Annotated in this window: 12 protein-coding genes; 9 read left to right on the top strand and 3 right to left on the bottom strand. The window is 62.5% G+C overall.

Going from position 1 to position 18,393, the window contains the following annotated elements; genetic code table 11:
• The first annotated feature begins 262 nt into the window (after positions 1–262).
• The 8 genes from N430_RS07005 (at position 263) to N430_RS06970 (ending at position 13,791) form a co-directional block, all read left to right on the top strand.
• Positions 263–3,451 (top strand): T6SS effector BTH_I2691 family protein, encoded by a 3,189-nt coding sequence (locus N430_RS07005; protein WP_110633826.1) that lies wholly within the window; start codon positions 263–265, stop codon positions 3,449–3,451.
• The gene (locus N430_RS29685; RefSeq protein WP_256592100.1) at positions 3,451–4,281 is read left to right on the top strand and encodes a DUF6708 domain-containing protein; all 831 of its coding nucleotides are present in this window, start codon (positions 3,451–3,453) and stop codon (positions 4,279–4,281) included. Before N430_RS07005 ends, N430_RS29685 begins: the two co-directional genes overlap by 1 nt.
• 139 nt (positions 4,282–4,420) lie before the next feature.
• Positions 4,421–5,779 carry a Na+/H+ antiporter NhaA gene (gene nhaA, locus N430_RS06995; protein WP_110633829.1) on the top strand — a complete coding sequence of 453 codons (1,359 nt, stop codon included), beginning with the start codon at positions 4,421–4,423 and terminating at the stop codon, positions 5,777–5,779.
• A 125-nt stretch (positions 5,780–5,904) separates the two neighbouring features.
• Positions 5,905–7,284 carry an 8-oxoguanine deaminase gene (locus N430_RS06990; protein WP_110633832.1) on the top strand — a complete coding sequence of 460 codons (1,380 nt, stop codon included), beginning with the start codon at positions 5,905–5,907 and terminating at the stop codon, positions 7,282–7,284.
• A gap of 134 nt (positions 7,285–7,418) precedes the next feature.
• The gene (locus N430_RS06985) at positions 7,419–8,930 is read left to right on the top strand and encodes a nucleobase:cation symporter-2 family protein (protein WP_110633836.1); all 1,512 of its coding nucleotides are present in this window, start codon (positions 7,419–7,421) and stop codon (positions 8,928–8,930) included.
• Between the two features lie 290 nt (positions 8,931–9,220).
• Positions 9,221–11,113 (top strand): penicillin-binding protein 2, encoded by a 1,893-nt coding sequence (gene mrdA / locus N430_RS06980; protein ID WP_110633840.1) that lies wholly within the window; start codon positions 9,221–9,223, stop codon positions 11,111–11,113.
• Between the two features lie 261 nt (positions 11,114–11,374).
• Complete coding sequence (feaR, locus tag N430_RS06975; protein WP_110633844.1) at positions 11,375–12,289, top strand: transcriptional regulator FeaR; 915 nt, start codon at positions 11,375–11,377, stop codon at positions 12,287–12,289.
• 182 nt (positions 12,290–12,471) lie between these two features.
• Positions 12,472–13,791, top strand: coding sequence for a hypothetical protein (locus tag N430_RS06970; RefSeq protein WP_110633847.1), 1,320 nt, complete (start codon positions 12,472–12,474; stop codon positions 13,789–13,791).
• A 107-nt stretch (positions 13,792–13,898) separates the two neighbouring features.
• Here N430_RS06970 and N430_RS06965 read toward each other — a convergent pair whose 3' ends face one another.
• A complete protein-coding gene (locus N430_RS06965) occupies positions 13,899–14,786 on the bottom strand; it encodes an EamA family transporter (RefSeq protein WP_110633850.1) in 888 nt (295 codons plus the stop codon).
• 234 nt (positions 14,787–15,020) lie between these two features.
• Here N430_RS06965 and N430_RS06960 point away from each other — a divergent pair, with 234 nt between their 5' ends.
• The gene (locus N430_RS06960) at positions 15,021–16,418 is read left to right on the top strand and encodes a cytosine permease (RefSeq protein WP_110633853.1); all 1,398 of its coding nucleotides are present in this window, start codon (positions 15,021–15,023) and stop codon (positions 16,416–16,418) included.
• Between the two features lie 65 nt (positions 16,419–16,483).
• Here the strand turns inward: N430_RS06960 and N430_RS06955 are convergent, their stop codons facing one another.
• Positions 16,484–17,239, bottom strand: coding sequence for a class II aldolase/adducin family protein (locus tag N430_RS06955; protein WP_110633856.1), 756 nt, complete (start codon positions 17,237–17,239; stop codon positions 16,484–16,486).
• Between the two features lie 53 nt (positions 17,240–17,292).
• Positions 17,293–18,336: an ABC transporter substrate-binding protein gene (locus tag N430_RS06950; protein ID WP_110633859.1), complete on the bottom strand. Its 1,044-nt coding sequence runs from the start codon at positions 18,334–18,336 to the stop codon at positions 17,293–17,295.
• Positions 18,337–18,393: the final 57 nt, after the last annotated feature.

The following is an 18,393-nucleotide window of genomic DNA, read 5'->3' as shown; positions in this document are numbered from 1 at the left end:
CAAGGTGGCATTTCTGAGTTCACCACATAAAAAACCGTCTCGTATCATCTCCACCACTAAGGAACTTCGATGCCTGTTATTTCAAGATAATGAAAAGTCTCTACGGCAGTAACTTTTCCTACAATATTTTAGGAAACCTAAAGTTTCACAACGAATTGATTCCTCGCTAGTGTTTTGGCTTCAGATTAGTTCCAAAAGCCAACTCCAGATACTAATCAGAATTGCGGCTCGAGCGCCGCAAGCTGTTAGACGAGGAATTTCCATGAGCATCACTCAAGACATTGCCAATGCAGTCGCTGAAGTCGACTTTCTTCTCACCCCCTGCAAAGCCTGCCAACGTCAGGGCCTGCCCATCCTCCCCCTGCGCCGAGCCGTGGTCCCCGATACCCACCCCGCCAGCGACCCCGCTACGCAAACCCGGATGGGATTGCGCACCTTGCGCAGCGGATACCTCTATGTGCTGCTCGACCAGCGCATCTGGCATGCCTACGAAGTCACCGCGCAAGGCCACCTGCGCCGCTTCAACCCCTACGAACCTAATCCAGGACCGCCACCGTCCCTTCCCGAGCACTGTGTACATGAGGATCACGACATCCCCTCGTCCTTCCTCAACATCGACACCGACACCTACGGTTCGGCCTGGCTGGCCTTCTCCAGCGATCCCTGGCCGGGCAGCGTGCTGCAGGCCTACAAAACTGGCCAGGCGCCTGCGCATCGCTTCGAGGGCCTGGACCTGATCCAAGCGCGCAAACACCCCGAACTGCTGGGCCTGGCCATGACTCCTGACAACCTCCAGGTTGACCGTCAGGTGTTCGAATACGCCCAGCAACTGAACGGCCCGTTCGACAGCGCCCATGGCTTCCATAGTCGGTTCCTGCGTAAGACAGCCCTGCGCGGTTATGTGGTCAACGCCATGGCCCGCCATCAATTGGAAAACGGCGTGCTGGCGGTGGTACTCGACGACACCGTCGGCCTGATCCAGGAGTACAACCACCAGCGCCTGAACTGGGTGGTCAAGCGCCAGGCCTGGCGCGAAGACCCGCTGCGCGCCTACCAGCTGCAGACGTCGCAAATCCTGCAGATCATCCGCGCCACCCAGCGCGAATGGGCGGCACAGAAAGTGTTCACGTTCGAGGCACAGACCGGTGACGGGCCGCCCGTGTTCACCGATCCCGAAGTGGAGCGTCAGCGCGTGGTCGAGATGCGCCAGCAAGAGAGCGACGAAAAGCTCGAGGAGCGCTATGACGAACCTCGGCGTGCGGCGTTCCAGGCGGAGTATGAGCAAGAGGAAGCCCGCTTCCAGGCCTACATCGACCGCCATACCAGCACCTACGCGAAGCTCTACGAGAGCGCTGCCTTCGCCCTCATCGAAAGGCACGACTACGACGGCCGGGACCGCGAATCAGGCATCGGTTACAGCAAGACCATCGCTGCCTGCCTCACCGGTGGCATCACCGAAGCGCCCGCCGCCAGCGCCGAACCGTCCCCGCCAGCCCCTGGCACCAGCGAAGCGCTGTGGCTGAAGTGGCTGCAGGACCCGAACAGCCCACCGTACCGCGCTTTGATGCTGCGCGACGGCCCCCTGATGGCAGCGCTGCTGCCAAGTTTCTCGGCGACCGAGCCGACTAACTGGAACGACAGCGAAAAGCTCTACAACGCATTGAGCAAGCTCATCGCCAGTGATGACATCGGCTTCAAGCTGCGTGACTCGGTGAAGCAAGCCATCACCGAACTGCAGGGATCGGTCAACGCCGCCAGCCAGCGCCTGCAAACGCTGCTCAATCCCGGCATCCAGCAGGCCGTGCGGCACCTGAACAGTGCCAGTCAGCGGGTCTACAACGGCGTGCATCTCATCGAATTACAGGTGCAGATGAAGCTAGGCGAGTACTACGCCCTGCAGAGCGCGCACCTGCGTGAAATGCAGAACAGCGCCAGCGACAAACTGGCCAAAGCGCGCGCGGAGATGATGCCGTCTCTCGACGAACTGAAATCCGGCGTGCCGAACGAAGCGCGCAAGGTCAAACCGATCATCCAGACCGGCCTGCTGAGCCTGGCCGTGCTCGACCCGAAAGTGGCGCACACCGTGATCCAGGTCAGCGTCTGGGTCGAAGGTACGGCGCATGAGCTGCATGAACGATTGGCCAGGGAGGTAAAGCTCAATGTCAATCAGCTGAATGATGCCGCAAAGATGGCGATGGTGGACATTACGGTTGCGGCGGGAACGCTGGAGTTGGATGCGCGGAAGACACTGAATGGCATGAAAATCAGTGCTGGGCAGGCTTCACAGTTGGTGCGGGACAGTTTTACGGGGCTGCGGGGAACGGGAAAAGGCTGGGAGTTGCTGCTGTCCCTAGGCGGGCTGTATTTATTGAACGATAGCCTTGGCAAGAACCTGAAGAATGCAGAGGAGGCGATGGGGCCTAAGGCCGGTGAAGCCATGCTGGCGCTGTACGGGGCCAAGCTGGGAATTATCGGTGGCGGTATAGAGATGGTTGGGCTTCTGATGCCGCGCAAGGCGAGCACAAGCAACCATATGTCTCTTGGCCGTAGCATTGTCAGAATTGGCGGCATCATTAACGCTGCAGCAGGAATTTTTGAAACGGCAAAAGCGATAACTGCTACCAGCCGATCATATAGTTCAGGGGACAAGACAGCTGGCAACTACTACATCTTCGCGTCAGTGGCCAGTGCTAGCTCAACTATCGCAGGCATCTTCGGAGTGCTCAGCCCATTAGCACTAAAAGCCATAGGAATTGCCATAGTATCAAGTTTCGCCGCATACATATTAAATAAATTAGCTGAAAAAAACGAGTCATCACAACTGGAGGTTTGGGCAAGACGTTGTTACTTCGGGAAGGCCGATGAGACACCTCGCATTCATTGGGACTCTCCCAATCATGCAGACATCGCGCTTGCGGCACTCAATGCGGTGACGCTAGGCATAACAGGAGCCCTAAAATTTGACACCATCATTGCAAACCAGCTAAACAACACCAAAGTTGGGGTACCCGTCGACCTGCAGACATTTCTAAAGTTCCGGGTAACGCTCCCCAACTTTAGCAATTCATCCACTGGTTATCATTGGGCACTCCTGATTCATAGACATGGCGACGGCGGCCCTTCCCATTATACTGGTGGCGAAGTCATCGCTTCGCAAGAACATTTCCCTCCAGCACTCGTGACAACCACCTCCAAGCGGGCATCACTAAAGCCCTCAAAAGACATCAATAAAATTGACTATAAACCCGAGACTTTAACAATCAACGAAATTGATCGACCACATGCACAACAGAAAAGCAACCATTTAGCAAAGACTCTCATCGGGCAAATTGAATTAACCCACGATACAGGAAGGCATAATATAATGTCTGCCTCGCTTACCATCACTTACTGGCCGGACCGGAGCATCCCTGAGGCTTATGCCGAATTCACGACACAGGAGAACAATTAATGGAAACTCCTAGCCGAGGTATCGGTTGGAAATACGATCTACCCTCCCCTCAAATCAAAGCAGCCCTAGACTTAGAAGTCAAAAACCTACTTAAACCTGTAAGCGACATGAACGAGAACTATATCGAACTATCTCGAACGACCTTGAAAGCCAGAGGCTACTGGATTATTGGAAGCATATTGATATCAGCTGTCGCGCTAACCGGAACAATACAGTCACTCTACTATTTCCCTCCGGAACCAAACTTAACCGGATTGAAACAGCTTTCTTTTTTCATGCTCATTTACCTCATTATAGCGTGCTTTATCACCCCATATATTCGAATGGAATTTGGCCTCCCTCAAGATGAACCCATCCGTTTCAACAGGCATCGACGCAAGGTCTATTTTTACCAGTACAGATTCAACTTTCTGAAACCATTCGGCAAAAAAAACTGGGGCGTGATACCCGTGGCTTACGACTGGGATGACCTCACCCTCGAGGCTTACCGCATTTATGCTCCCATGGGTAACGGTGGGCTCAAGGAAGAAGTCAAGATCTCGATTTGCAAACCGGGCACCAACGAAATAATCGACCGAGTGTTTTTTTACGACGACATAGAGGAAGGCGAGCAATACTGGGCCATCGTCAGGCTGTTCATGCAACAAGGTCCCGAAGCGATTCCCGACTTCCTCCACCCTTCCAATAACAAGGACGAAAACCCGAGTCCGAACACTGAAGGAAAAATAGTTTTTCGTAACCCGTTCAACCGCCTCGGCCCCGAGGTCAATTGGCCCGCCGAAATGGACCTGGAATCCCGCACCGCCCCCATTCAAGCCGAGCAACCATGAAACCCGCCAACCCTGGCGGTATCGCTTGGCCTCCACGCTTCCACCCGGTAGACTTCCCCCCGGGTGCTAGCTGCAATGTGCAGTGAAGCAGGTTAATCGAACAACGCCGGTCGGGCCGCCAGCGGGATTTCTTGCGCCTATGCAAAAAACCAAATTGACGCGTGCCCAACTGCTGGCCCAACGCGCCTTCGCCAATTTCGAGCGTTTCCTGCACATCGAAGCGGTCAGCGGCATCGTCCTGCTGATCACCGCCGTTGCCGCCCTGATCTGGGCCAACTCCCCGGCCGCCGCCAGTTATGACGCCCTCTGGCACACGCCGATCAGCTTCGGCATCGGTTCGCTGAGCTTCTCGCAATCTCTGCACTTCTGGATCAACGATGGCCTGATGACCATCTTCTTCCTGGTGGTGGGCATGGAGATCCGTCGCGAAATCCACGAAGGTGCCCTGTCCAGCCTGCGCCAGGCCACGCTGCCCATGGCCGCTGCGGTGGGCGGCGTCGCCGTCCCTGCGCTGATCTACCTGGCGTTCGGCCATGCGCCGGCCGAGCAGCAAGGCTGGGCCGTGCCGACCGCTACCGACATTGCCTTCGCGGTTGGTGTGCTGGCCCTGCTGGGCAAGTCGATCCCGTCCAACATCCGCGTGTTCCTGCTGGCACTGGCGATCATCGATGACATCATCGCCGTACTGATCATCGCTATCTTCTATTCCGGTGGCCTCGACTACAGCGGCTTCGGCGTGGCCGCCATCGGCCTGCTGCTGGTGGTCGGGCTGCAGAAGATCGGCGTCGGCTCGGCCTGGGCCTATGTCATCCCCGGCGCCATCACCTGGATCGGCATGCTGATGACCGGCGCTCACCCGACCCTGGCCGGCGTGATCCTCGGCCTGATGACCCCGGTTGCCGCCATGCCGTTGGGCGAGCGCCCGCTGGATGCGGTCTCGCGTTTCACCAACGACCTGCTCGGCCGCGCCAAGGCACCCGAGCAGGACACTGGCGACCTGAGCGCCCCGCTCAAGCGCCTGCGTCTGGCCCAGCGTGAACTGGTACCACCGGTAACCCGTGTGGGCGGCGCCCTGCACCCGTGGGTGGCCTACGCGATCATGCCGCTGTTCGCCCTGGCCAACGCCGGTGTGGGCCTGTCGGGCATCGACCTGTCCGCCTCGGGGCCACACTGGGTGATGACGGCCGTGGCCGTGGCCCTGGTGGTCGGCAAGCCGCTGGGCATCATCAGCGTCAGCTGGCTGATGGTGCGCCTGGGCTGGTGCAGCCTGCCGGCCCAGGTCAACTGGCGCGGCATCACCCTGATCGGCCTGCTGGCCGGCATCGGCTTCACCATGTCGATCTTCATTGCCAACCTGGCGTACAGCGACCCGGCCTCGCTGGGCGCAGCCAAGCTCGGCGTGTTGTCCGGCTCGGTGATAGCGGCCGTGCTGGGCCTGGCCTGGGGTGTCATGGGCCTGCGCAAGGGCACCAGCAAGGCGCCTGTGCAAGCGGGCTGAAAGAAACCGGGGCCTGCGGGCCCCGGTATTTTCTTGTATACAAAAATTTCAAACTTTGCTTACATGCATGTCTGTGCGCCTACGACATCGGCAATCGTCGCTGCGTATTGTGCCAGGCACATGCCATGCAAGCTTCTCAGCAACACACCTCCAAGACCCTCCTGGTCAAGAACGCCGCACTGTTGGTCACCATGGACGGCGAACGCCGCGAGATCAAAGGCGGCGGCCTATACATCGAAGACAATGTGATCAAGCAGGTCGGCCCCAGCGATACGCTGCCGCAGCACGCCGACGTGATCCTGGACATGGCCGGCAAGGTGGTCATCCCGGGTCTGGTCAACACCCACCACCACATGTATCAGAGCCTCACCCGCGTGGTGCCGGCGGCCCAGGACGGTGAGCTGTTCAACTGGCTGACCAACCTGTACCCGATCTGGGCGCGGCTGACCCCGGAAATGATCTCGGTCTCGACCCAGACGGCCATGGCCGAGCTGATCCTGTCGGGCTGCACCACCTCCAGCGACCACCTGTACATCTATCCCAACGGCTGCAAGCTCGACGACAGCATCCACGCTGCCGGCGAGATCGGCATGCGCTTCCATGCCGCCCGCGGCAGCATGAGCGTGGGCCGCAGCCAGGGTGGCCTGCCGCCGGATTCGGTGGTGGAGAAGGAAAGCGACATCCTCAAGGAATCGCAGCGCCTGATCGAGGACTACCACGACGCCAGCCATGGTTCGATGCTGCGCGTGGTGGTGGCGCCCTGCTCGCCGTTCTCGGTCAGCCGCGACCTGATGCGCGAAGCTGCGGTGCTGGCGCGTAACTACGGCGTATCGCTGCACACCCACCTGGCCGAGAACGTCAACGACATCGCCTACAGCCGCGAGAAGTTCGGCATGACCCCGGCCGAGTACGCCGAAGACCTCGGCTGGGTCGGCCACGACGTGTGGCATGCCCACTGCGTGCAGCTCGACCAGCACGGCATCGAGCTGTTCGCCCGCACCGGCACTGGCGTTGCCCACTGCCCTTGCTCGAACATGCGCCTGGCCTCGGGCATCGCGCCGATCCGCAAGATGCGCGACCACGGCGTACCGGTGGGCCTGGGCGTCGATGGTTCGGCCTCCAACGACGGCGCCAGCATGATCGGCGAAGTGCGCCAGGCACTGCTGCTGCAGCGTGTGGGCTTTGGCCCGGACGCGATGACCGCCCGCGAAGCCCTGGAAATCGCCACCCTGGGCGGTGCCAAGGTGCTCAACCGCAACGACATCGGTGCCCTGGCGCCGGGCATGATCGCCGACTTCGTCGCCTTCGACCTGGGCCACGTGGCCTACGCCGGCGCCCTGCATGATCCACTGGCGGCCCTGGTGTTCTGCACCCCGACCCACGTCGATACCAGCGTGATCAATGGCCGCGTGGTGGTGCAGGATGGTCGCATCACCACCATCGACCTGCCCCGCGTGCTGGCACGCCACAACCAGCTGGCCTACCAGCTCGTCAGCGGCGAATAACCCGAACAGGCCTGGCCGCTGCGCTCGCAAGAGCGCAGCGCGCCTTGCCGCGGCTGCGTTTTACCCGCTCCACCCGAATGCGACTGAATCCGTGCAGTTAGACGCGTAACAAAAACAAAAGCGAGCTACTCACCATGACATCTACCGCTACACCTCGTCCGGAAGACGAGAACCTCGGTATTGGCGCCAACTTCGCCTACGGCCTGCAACACGTGCTGACCATGTACGGCGGCATGATCGCCGTGCCGCTGATCATCGGCCAGGCCGCCGGCCTGTCGCCGGCCGATGTCGGCATGCTGATCGCAGCCTCCTTGTTCGCCGGGGGCCTGGCGACCTTGCTGCAGACCCTCGGCATCCCGTTCTTCGGCTGCCGCCTGCCGCTGGTCCAGGGGGTGTCGTTCGCCAGCGTGGCGACCATGGTTGCGATCATCGGCAATGACGGCACCAACGGCCTGCAGGTGGTGTTCGGCGCGGTGATCGTGTCGTCGTTGATCGGCCTGCTGATCACCCCGCTGTTCTCGCGCATCATCCAGTTCTTCCCGCCACTGGTGACCGGCATCGTCATCACCACCATCGGCCTGACCCTGATGCCGGTAGCGGCACGCTGGGCCATGGGCGGCAACAGCCAGGCGGCCGACTTCGGCAGCACGGCCAATATCAGCCTGGCCGCATTCACCCTGGCCTGCGTGCTGTTGCTGAGCAAGCTGGGCAGCGCCAGTTTGTCGCGCCTGTCGATCCTGCTGGCGATGGTCATCGGTACCCTGGTGGCCATGGCATTCGGCATGGCGGATTTCTCCCGGGCGCTGGACGGCCCGTCGGTGGCACTGCCCGAGGTGCTGCACTTCACCCCCGAGTTCCAGCTGGCGGCGATCCTGTCAATGCTGATCGTCATCATGGTGACCATGGTCGAAACCTCGGCGGACATCCTCGCCGTGGGCGAGATCATCGGCACCGACGTCAATGCCCGGCGCCTGGGCAACGGCCTGCGCGCCGACATGATCTCCAGCGCCCTGGCGCCCCTGTTCGGCTCGTTCACCCAGAGCGCCTTCGCGCAGAACGTCGGCCTGGTGGCAGTGACCGGGGTCAAGAGCCGCTATGTGGTCGCCAGCGCCGGCCTGATCCTGGTCACCCTCGGCCTGTTGCCGGTGATGGGCCGGCTGGTGGCCGCCGTGCCGACCGCCGTGCTCGGCGGTGCCGGGGTGGTGCTGTTCGGCACCGTCGCGGCCAGTGGCATCCGCACCTTGGCCCAGGTGGACTACCGCAACAACATGAACCTGATCATCGTCGCCACCTCGATCGGCTTCGGCATGATCCCGATTGCCGCACCGGGCTTCTACCACCACTTCCCGAGCTGGTTCGAGACCATCTTCCACTCCGGCATCAGCTCGTCGGCGATCATGGCGATCCTGCTCAACCTGCTGTTCAACCACCTGCGCGCCGGTAACTCCGACCAGCAGTCGGTGTTCGTCGCCGCCAGCGAGCGGACCCTGCGCTACCACGACGTGGCCTGGCTCAACGAAGGCGACTTCTTCCGCGATGGCAAGCTGTTCGACTGTGACGGCAAGGAAGTGCCGATCATCGAAGTGGATGAGGCCCACGGGCATGCTCCGGCAGCGGCCAGGAAACAGGCCGAGCACGCTCACTGATCGGCAAACCTGAAACCACATGAACAAATCTTCATGTTGGCCGTTAACGCCCTGATGGTGGGGTGGATGCGCGATCCGGGACTGGGGTCGGATCGCGCCTGCCTTGAGGCGCGGGGCCGGGTTGCGTAGCATCGCCGGCCCCGGGGCCGCTGGGCGGCCCATTCGCGGGCACGCCCGCTCCCACAGGTACCGCGCAAGCCCAAGATCAGCGCAGTACCTGTGGGAGCGGGCGTGCCCGCGAACGAGGGCGAAGCCCTCGCCTGCCGAATCCGCTACTGTACAGAGCCCCCATGCCGCAACCGATCCCCCTCAAGGACCACGAAAAGGAAAAGCACCTGGTCAACCGCCGGCTCCTGGCCTGCGCCGCCCTGGTGTTCAGCCTGTGCGCCGTCCTCGTGGGCCGGCTCTATGTGCTGCAGGTGCTGCAGCACGACCAGCAGAGCGCGGTTTCGGAAAACAACCGCGTGCACATCCTGCCTATCGCCCCCGAGCGCGGGCTGATCTACGACCGCAACGGCGTGGTGCTGGCCGACAACAAGCCCAGCTTCGACCTGACCATGACCCGCGAGCGCGCCGGTGACTCGGCCAAGGTGCTCGACAGCCTGGCCGAGATCCTCAGCCTCGGCGAAGACGACCGCAAGCAGTTCGACAAGGACCTGCGCCGTGGCCGCAAACCGTTCGAGCCAGTGACCCTGATGGTCGGCCTGACCGAAGAGCAGATCGCCCTGATCGCGGTCAACCAGTTCCGCCTGCCCGGCCTGGACGTCGAACCGCAGTTCATCCGCGAATACCCGCTGGCCGAACACTTCGCCCATTCGGTCGGCTACGTCGGGCGCATCAACGAAAAAGAAGCCAAGACCCTCGACAGCACCGAGTACCGAGGCACCCAGTCGATCGGCAAGACCGGCATCGAGCACTTCTACGAAGCCCAGCTGCATGGCCACGTTGGCTACGAAGAAGTGGAAACCAACGCCCAGGGCCGGGTGATGCGCGTGCTCAACCACAAGGACCCGATCCCCGGCAAGGACATCATCCTCAGCATCGACTCGCACCTGCAGGTGGCCGCCGAAAAGGCCCTGGGCGACCGCCGTGGCTCGGTGGTGGTGCTCGACCCGGCCAACGGCGACGTGCTGGCGATGGTCAGCAACCCGAGCTTCGACCCCAACCTGTTCGTCAAGGGCATCAGCTTCAAGCAATACGCCGCCCTGCGCGACTCGATCGACCGGCCCCTGTTCAACCGCGTGCTGCGCGGCCTGTATGCGCCCGGCTCGACGGTCAAGCCGGAAGTGGCCATTGCCGGCCTCGACAGTGGCGTGATCACCCCGGGCAGCCGGGTGTTCGACCCGGGCTACTACGAACTGCCCAACTACGATCACAAGTATCGCAACTGGAACCACAGCGGCGATGGCTGGGTGGACATGTACACCGCCATCATGCGTTCCAACGACACCTACTTCTACGACCTGGCGCACAAGCTCGGCATCGACCGCCTGCACGACTACATGGCCGAGTTCGGCCTGGGCCAGAAGGTCTCGCTGGACATGTTCGAGGAAGCGCCCGGGCTGATGCCTTCGCAGGCGTGGAAGCGCGCCACCCGCCGCCAGGCCTGGTTCCCGGGCGAGACGCTGATCCTCGGCATCGGCCAGGGCTACATGCAGGTCACCCCGCTGCAGCTGGCCCAGGCCACCAGCCTGCTGGCCAGCAAGGGCGTGTGGCATCGCCCGCACCTGGCCATGACCGTGGGTGGCGAAACCCCGGTCGACCCCAACCCGATGCCCGATATCGTGCTGCGCGACAAGCACGCCTGGGACCAGGTCAACGTCGGCATGCAGATGGTCATGCACGACCCCCGCGGCATCGCCCGCGCCGCTGCGGCGGGCGCCCAGTACCGCATCGCCGGCAAGAGCGGCACGGCGCAGGTGGTGGCGATCAAGCAAGGTGAGCGCTACAACCGCAACAAGACCCTTGAGCGGCACCGCGACAACGCCCTGTTCGTCGGTTTCGCCCCGGCCGACCACCCGAGCATGGTGGTGGCGGTGATGATCGAGAACGGCGAAGCCGGCGGCCGCGTTGCTGGGCCGGTGGTGCGCGAAGTCATGGATGCCTATCTGCTCGATGAGCAGGGCCATCTGAAGCCTCAATATGCCGGCACGCCGGCGGCCAAGGCCGTGCCGCACACCTGAGGCGCAGGTGGAAACACTGCTGTCTCACATTGCTACATTTCGAAGCGCCATCCCGGCGCTTGCCGCATGACGGGTGCGCTGCAACCTGCCAAAACGCGTTAATTACCTCTTTTATATCAATGCCTTACCTCCAGTACAGGTTGATCGCGGAGGTCTTCGGGCCTGCTTTTTGCTTGAATATTCAAGTGATTTGTAATGCAAGCCCAAAGACCAAGAGTTCGCCCGAGCGATCCGCGTCAAGTTCTACTGCGTGAGGCATCCATGACCCCTGCAAGCCGCGTTTCCGACGACCACTTCCAGGCCTGGCTCAGCCAGGTCAATGAAGCTTGCGGCCATTTCAACGGCCGCAAGCTCGACCCCGGCTTCATCGGCCAGCTGGAAAAGTGCCAGGTCGGCCAGATCTCCATGAGCATCGTCGACATGACCCAGGTCAACCTGTTCCGTGGCCAGCGGGAAATCCGCGCGAGCAGTGCCGACCACTACTACGCCGTGCTGCAGATGGCCGGTACCTCGCGCATCGAACACCAGGACACCTGCATCGAACTGCAGGCCGGCGACCTGACCCTGATCGATGCCAGCACCCCGCTGGACATGCACTTTCACCAGCGCTCGCGCCAGCTGTCGCTGATCCTGCCGCGCAGCCAGGTGCAGAGCGGCACCCGTGGCATCGGCGTGGCCTGCGCCAGGCGGATCGAGGCCACCACGCCCCTGGCCAGCATCGCCCGGCTGATGATGCTCGAAGCCGGCCGCACCCAGCACATGGCCAACCACGAAAGCCAGGCGGTGCTCGATGCCCTGATCACCGTGTTGCGCCCCGCCATTGCCCAGGACGCCATCCCCGGCAGCCACGAGCGCATGTTCCGCAAGGCCCTGGCGCTGATCGACCAGAACATCACCTGCGAAGGCCTCAGCCCCGAATTCATCGCCCGCGAAGTGGGCATCTCGATGCGCAGCCTGTACCGCATCTTTGCCAAGCACGAACTGGTCATCGCCCAGTACATCCGCAACCGCCGCCTGGACTTCTGCGCCGAAAGCCTGCGCAACCCGGCCATGGACCAGAAAGTCTCGTCGCTGGGCTATGCCTGGGGCTTTTCCGACTCGAGCTATTTCAGCACCGCGTTCAAGGGCCGCTTTGGCATGACCCCCGGCGAGTACCGCAAGCGCCACGCCAACTGACACGCTGAGCAAACCCACGAAGGCCCCGCAACGGGGCCTTCGGCGTTTCAGCCCGACCATCAGCTTGGCACGGCGCCAAAGGCAACTGGCAGCCAGCACAAAAGCTGGCAGCGAGGCTTCCTGCATGATCCTTGGCATGTCTTCGGAACTTCTGCCAAACCCATAACAAAGGAAGCCAGACCATGCACCACCGCCCGTTCCGTCTCACCCTGGCCGCAGTCCTCGCCGGGGTCTCGCTTGAGGCGTCCGCGCTGGAGCTCTACGGCGATGACGAGCGCCACCTCAATGCCAACGTGGAGGCCGTGTTCGGTGTGTTCCACAGCGAAGAAAGCTACGCCATCGCCCGCGACCAGCCCGGCTCCACCTCGTGGCGCGAGGGCTACATCAAGTACGGCTTGAGCGGCGACCAGCGCCTGGGTGGCAGCGGCTCGCTGTACGGCGCCTTCGCCCTGCTCAGCTCCGGCACCTGGGGCGATGGCGACGCCGCCGGCTTCAGCGACGGCAGCGAACGCACCACCAAGATCGAGGATGCCTACCTGGGCTGGAAGTCCGGCAACCTGGTGCCGGCGCTGGGCGAGGACGGCATCGACCTGTCGTTCGGCAAGCAGATGGTCGCGGTCGGTGATGGCTTCCTGATCCAGGGCGACTCGCTCAACGTGGGCCACGGCCTGGCCGATGGCCAGTTCAACCGCGGCGGCGCCTACTACCTGGCGGCGCGCAAGAGCTTCGACAAGACCGCCGTGCTGCGCCTGGGCGGCAAGCAGGGCTGGCGCAGCGACCTGATGTGGCTGCAATCGGACAACCGCGCCCAGGCCAAGACCGAGATGCACGTTGCCACCCTAGAGCATGTGGCCGATGCCGGCACGGTCGGCCTGACCTACATCGACACCACCCACGTCGACAAGGAGTTTGCCTCGGCGCAACAGCTGGAACGCGACGGCATGAAGACCTACAGCCTGCGCGGTCAGGGCAATGCCGGGGTAGAGAACCTGTTCCTGTCCGGCGAGTACGCCAAGCAGGACAAACCGCACACCGCCACCGAGGATGCCTGGTACCTGGAAGCCGGCTGGACCTTCGCCGACGTGCCGTGGCAACCGAACATCAGCTACCGCTACAGCCGCTTCTCCGAAGGCTATGACACCTTGTTCTACGGGCTGGGCCGCGGCCTGGGCACCTGGTTCCAGGGTGAAGTGGCGGGCAACTATGCCGGGCCGTTCAACAGCAATGCGCGTATCCAGAAAGTGGGGCTGACGGTGAGCCCGACCCCGTCGCTGAAGGTCGGGATCCTGGGCTTCAACTTCGACACCATCGACCGCAGCCTGGGCAATGCCGACGGGCATGAAGTGGATCTGTATGCGGAATGGACGATCAACGAGCACCTGATGATCGTGCCGCTGGTGGGCCTGTACCAGCCGGATCGCAGTGCGGAACAAGGTGGGACGCAGCTGGGCAATGACAACCGCAATCTCTACAGCCAGGTGGTGTTCGTCAGTACCTTCTGAAGAAAAGCCGGGGCTGCTTTGCAGCCCATCGCTGGCAAGCGCGGCTCCCACACGTACAGCGCACACCAGGAAGCTGGTGATAATCCTGTGGCGATAGGCCCTTCAACTCATTGCGCACTGGCCGCCCGCAGGCGCTGCCCCAGCTTCGGCCCGAACACATTGACCAACAGGCCGAGCATCACCAGCAGCGCGCCCCAGCCCTGCACCGCCGTCAACCGTTCACCCAGCAACCAGGCGGACGAACTCAGGCCGATCACCGGCACCAGCAGCGAGAACGGCGCCACCTTGCCCGCTGGGTGGCGCGACAGCAATTTGCTCCACAGGCTGTAGCCGATCATGGTGGCAACGAATGCCAGGTACGCCAGCGCCAGCACCGAACTCCAGCTGATATTGGCCAGCGCATGGCCGATGCGCTCCGGCCCTTCCAGCCACCACGACAAGGCCAGGAACGGCAGCGGCGGAATCAACCCACCCCAGATCACCAGCGCTACCAGGTCCACCGAGCCAAAACGGCGGGTGATGATGTTGCCCATGCCCCACATGGCCCCGCCACACAAGGTCAGCAGCAACGCCACCAGCGGCACATGGCCGCTGTCTTCACTGCCGATCAGCGCCAGGCCGCTGGCAGCCACCACCAGTCCCAAAACACTGGCCAGGCGCAGCCGCTCACCCAGGAACAGCGCGGCAAAACCGAGGGTAAAGAACGCTTGCGATTGCAGCACCAACGACGCCAGGCCCGGAGGCATGCCGCTGTACATGGCCTGGAACAGGAAGGCGAACTGGCCCAGGGAGATGGTCGCGCCATAGGCGATCAGCCAGCGCCACGGCAGCTTCGGCCGCTTGACCAGCAGCACGGCAGGGAACGCCACCAGCAGAAAGCGCAATGCCCCCAGCAGCATCGGCGGCAAGCCATCGAGGCCGACCTTGATGACCACGAAATTGACTCCCCAGGCGACGATTACCACCAGGGCAATCAGCAGGTCCTTGAGCGGCATTGCAGCTTCCTTCTTCAGGCGTTCTAGACATATTTCGTAACAGCATAAGGCCATTTTCCGGACAGGGACCAGCACAGTTGTGGCCAACCCTTGCGCAACAGATTGGCTGTTATGGCCTGCAAGCTTCACTTGACCTTACTTGTATAGACATGATGATATCAGGCAGACGCCATCCGCGCAGCGTGCCGGCGATGGCCCTCTCCCTGACACAAAAACAATCAAGTGGAGCCCTCAATGTCCCGCAAATCCGTGCTCGAACGGCGCTCTATCGACTACATTCCCGAAGCCGAGCGCCACGGCAAGCTGTACAGCCAGTTCACCCTCTGGCTCGGCGCCAACCTGCAGATTACCGCCATCGTCACCGGCGCCCTGGCCGTGGTGCTCGGTGGCGACGTGTTCTGGTCGCTGATCGGCCTGCTGCTCGGCCAGTTGATCGGCGGCGCTGTCATGGCCTTGCATGCGGCCCAGGGCCCGCGCCTGGGCCTGCCGCAGATGATCTCCAGCCGCGTGCAGTTCGGCGTGTATGGCGCAGCCATTCCGATGGTACTGGTGTGCCTGATGTACCTGGGCTTCACTGCCACCGGCACGGTGCTGTCCGGGCAGGCCATTGGCCAGTTGCTGAGCGTCAGCGACAGCACCGGCATCCTCATCTTCGCCTCGGTGATCGTGCTCGCCACCCTGGCCGGCTACCGGGTAATCCACTGGATCGGCCGGATCGCCAGCGTGCTGGGCATCATCGCCTTCGTCTACCTGTTCAGCCGCATCCTGATGCTCGCCGACATCGGCCAGCTGCTGGAAAACCGCCACTTCAGCTGGGCCACCTTCCTGCTCTCGGTGTCGCTGGCGGCCTCCTGGCAGATCGCCTTCGGCCCCTACGTGGCAGACTACTCGCGCTACCTGCCGAGCAGCACGTCGCCAGTGAAGACCTTCCTCGCCGCTGGCCTGGGTTCGGTCGTCGGCGCGCAGGCGTCGATGATTCTCGGCGTGTTCGCTGCGGCAATCGCCGGCGGGCAGTTCAGCGGGCGTGAAGTGGCCTACATCGTCGGCCTCGGCGGCGCTGGTACCACGGCTGCGCTGCTGTACTTCAGCATCGCCTTTGGCAAGGTGACCATCTCGACGCTGAACTCCTACGGCAGCTTCATGTGCATCGCCACCATCATCAGCGGCTTCCGCGGCCACTTGGCAATCAGCCGTGTACAACGCCTGGTGTTCGTATTGGCCATCGTCGGCGCTGCCACCTTGGTGGCCCTGCTCGGCCAGCACTCGTTCCTCACTGCGTTCAAGTCGTTCATCCTGTTCCTGCTGACCTTCTTCGTGCCCTGGAGCGCGGTCAACCTGGTGGACTACTACTTCATCACCAAGGAGCGCTACGACATCCCGGCCCTGGCCGACCCGGAGGGCCGCTATGGCCGCTGGAACTGGCCTGGCATCAGTGTCTACACCCTTGGCGTGCTGGTGCAGATGCCGTTCATCGACACCAAGCTGTACACCGGCCCCATGGTCGCGCACCTGGGCGGCGTGGATGTGTCATGGCTGATCGGGCTGGTAGTGCCGAGCGTGCTGTACTACTGCGTTGCGCGCCGACGTGCCGCCGAAGCCCCCGCCAGCATGATCGTGCCGCAGGCGCGCTGATGGCCGTGTACTGAGTTCTTCTGCACCAGCCTCTTCGCGGTTAAACCCGCGAAGAGGCCAGAGAGTCAGTCGCGATAATCCGGGGCAATCCGCTCCAGCATCCGCAGCAAAGCCGCCCACGCCATCTGCAGCGCATCCGGATCATTCAGCTCGCCCTGCTTCAACCCGCGCATCGGCTCATTGAACTGCCGCTCGGTATGCGCACACACCGCCTCCGGCGGCAGCACCAGTTGCCCGGCACTCTGCGCCGCCAGCTGAATGTCGCACGCCTTCTCCAGGTAATACATGCGCAAGAACGCCTCGGCCACCGAGCGCCCGGTAGTCAGCAAGCCATGGTTGCGCAGGATCATCACCGGCTTGTCACCCAGGTCCGCCACCAGCCGTTGCTGCTCGTCCAGGTCGAGCGCGATACCTTCGTAGGCGTGGTAGGCGACCTTGCCGTGGAACTCCATCGACATCTGGTTGACCGGCAGCAAGCCGCACTCCAGTGCCGCCACCGCGCAACCGGCGCGGGTATGGGTGTGCAGCACGCACTGGGCGTCCTCACGGGCGGCATGGATGGCACTGTGGATGACGAAGCCGGCCGGGTTGACCGGGTATTCGGTAGGCTCCACCGGCCGGCCTTGCAGGTCGATCTTCACCAGGCTAGAGGCGGTGATTTCGTCGAACAGCAGGCCGTAGGGGTTGATCAGGAAATGGTGTTCGGGGCCCGGCAAGCGCAGGGAGATATGGGTGAAAATCAGGTCCGACATGCGGAAATGGGCAATCAGGCGATAGCAGGCGGCCAGTTGCTGGCGCAGGGTCTGTTCCGTGGCGGTCATTGTTATTCTTCCTGTTGGAATTTGGGGCTGCAAAGCAGCCCCGATAAACTACATCATTTGCTGGCCCAGGCATTGAAGCGTTGCTCCAGCTCCTCGCCGTGATCGACCCAGAACTCCACATTCATCGCCAAGGCGCCCTGCAGGTTCTCCGGCGAGGTCGGCACCCAACTGGCCAGCGACGGGTCAAGCTTGGCCGCCGCCTGGGTATTGGTCGGCCCGTAGGGGATCTGCTCGACGTAACGCACCTGGGTATCCGGCTGGTTGGCATAGCTGATCAGGCGCTTGGCCTGGTCGACGTGCTTCGAGCCCTTGATGATCGCCCAGTAGTCCATGCCATACAGGCTGCCAGGCCAGACCACCGCCAGCGGGCTGCCTTGCTGGGCGGCCACGGCGATGCGGCCGCTGTAGGTCGAGGTCATCACCACATCACCCGCCGTCAGCCACTGCGCCGGTTGCGCGCCGGCATCCCACCACTGGATGTACGGTTTGAGCTCGGTGAGCTTGGCGAAGGCACGCTCGACACCCGCCGGGGTCGACAGCACCTTGTACACGTCATCGACCTTGACCCCGTCGGCCAGCAAGGCGAACTCCAGGTTGTACACCGCGCGCTTGCGCAGGCCGCGTTTGCCCGGGTACTTCTGCACGTTCCAGAAATCGGCCCACGAGGTCGGTGCCTGGGCCAGCTTGTCGCGGTCGTAGGCGATTGCCACGCTCCACACCAGCGCCGCCGAGCCACAGTCCTGGGCCGCCGCGGGGATCAGTTCGGCGGCATGCCCCAGGCGCTGCCAGTCGAGGTGCTCGTAGATGCCCTCGTCGCAGCCGCGCATGAGGTCCGGCCCCTCGATCTGCACCACGTCCCAGTCGACATTGCCGGTATCGGCCATCACCTGGATGCGCGCCATCTCGCCGTTGTATTCGCTCTGGATCAACTTGCTGCCGTCCTGGGCGCTGAAAGGCTGGAAGATCGCCACATCCTGGGCTTTCTGACCAGCGCCGCCATAGCCGACCACGACCATCTGCGGCGCCGCTTGCGCACTGCCCAGGCCCAAGGCCAAAAGCGCAGCGCAAAGGCCGGTACTGCGAGGAAATGCCTGCATCGAGTTGCCTCCTGTCGGTACCGTCCAGCGTTTTAGCTCGAAGGCCCGTTTCTTGTT

This window comes from Pseudomonas sp. CC120222-01a, assembly GCF_003097235.1.
Lineage (GTDB): Bacteria > Pseudomonadota > Gammaproteobacteria > Pseudomonadales > Pseudomonadaceae > Aquipseudomonas.
Note: the sequence above shows the minus strand (reverse complement) of the source record. Positions and strands in the feature narration are given on the sequence as shown.